2 protein-coding genes are annotated in these 1237 nt (G+C 66.0%); one reads left to right on the top strand and one right to left on the bottom strand.

Annotation, left to right across the window (positions count from 1 at the left end):
* The coding region (locus J2X01_RS21965) for a hypothetical protein (protein ID WP_310062688.1) at positions 1-632 on the bottom strand (632 nt) is incomplete at its 3' end.
* A gap of 81 nt (positions 633-713) precedes the next feature.
* Between J2X01_RS21965 and J2X01_RS21960 the strand changes: the two genes are divergently transcribed.
* Positions 714-1214: a MarR family winged helix-turn-helix transcriptional regulator gene (locus tag J2X01_RS21960; protein ID WP_310062685.1), complete on the top strand. Its 501-nt coding sequence runs from the start codon at positions 714-716 to the stop codon at positions 1212-1214.
* Positions 1215-1237 lie beyond the last annotated feature (23 nt).

The raw sequence follows: 1237 nt of genomic DNA, 5'->3' as shown, positions 1-1237 counted from the left end.
AAGCGCCCGATCGGGAGCAGGAATTGGATCGGCTCGATAGCCATCGAGAGGAAGCTCAGTTCAGACAGGGCGGCGATGACGAGGCCGGTCCAGGCAAGCCATCGCGGCACGAACCCCAGGATCAGGGCCGGCACCGCGATCCCCGCGACAAGGAGCCCCATGCCGACCACGTAACCGACCCCGCCGGCGATGAATGCGAGAAACGACAGCGCGTGGGTGAGCGTCACGTCGGTGGTGATCTCCGGGCGGCTCAGCACCCAGCCCACGAGAGCCGAGAGCATAAGGAACGCCGCTGCGGTGATGCCGCCGAAGAACCCGATTGCTGGTCCGGGAACCCGAACTCCGAGGCGGAGCAACCGGGCGTAGACGGTGGCCGCATAGATGCCCAGCGGAACGGCCGAACCGAACTGGATCATGCTGGCCAGCCGCACTGCATCCGGGTGCTCTTGAAAGTACGCGGCGACCTGCGCCGCCGCGGAAAACGGCGAGACAAACGTCTGGCCACTAGTCATGGCCGCGCTCATGACCAGGCCGGCGACGGTGAGTCCGAGGCTCACGGCCGCCAGGACGCCCGGGTTGGGTCCGCCCGTGCGGACCGTCTGGCCGGCCCGCGGAAGAGAAACTTCAGTCATAATCCAGCCTTTCCTGCAATTGAGTCATAATAAGAATGATTCACCTACTGAATTGTTCTGTCAAGCAGGTAATCTGTAACCATGGACTCACCCGCCGGACCCCGGCCGAAGCGCGCCGCCTTCCTGCTCTCACAACTGGGCGCGCTGGCGTCATCCCGCTTCGCAGACCGCACCCGGGAAATCGGGCTCACGCCGAGCGAGGCTGGCGTACTACGCCTGATAGGACGGACCCCTGGGCTGAGCCAGCGAGCCCTTGCGGACCGGCTGGGGGCTGTGCCCAGTCGCGTGGTCTCACTCATCGACTCGCTGCAGGCCCGCGGCCTCGTGGAACGGGAGCGCAGCAGCACCGATCGCAGGATTTACGAACTTCGTCTGACCCTCGAGGGCGCGCAACTGCTCCGGCAACTTCGCGAGATCGCCGAAGCGCACGATGCAGAACTCCTGGCACCGCTGACCGTCGAGCAGTCTGCCCAGCTCGGAAGCCTGCTCGCTCAGCTCGCGGGCGCCAACGCTCTCGACCTGGACCTGCACCGGGATGCCGGTCGCGAGGATCCCGGCGCGATGACCGGGCTTCACCAGTAGCCCACGCCCGTTTTCCGCGTGGC

The sequence above is a fragment of the Arthrobacter ginsengisoli genome (assembly GCF_031456935.1).
Classification (GTDB): domain Bacteria; phylum Actinomycetota; class Actinomycetes; order Actinomycetales; family Micrococcaceae; genus Arthrobacter; species Arthrobacter ginsengisoli.
Note: the sequence above shows the minus strand (reverse complement) of the source record. Positions and strands in the feature narration are given on the sequence as shown.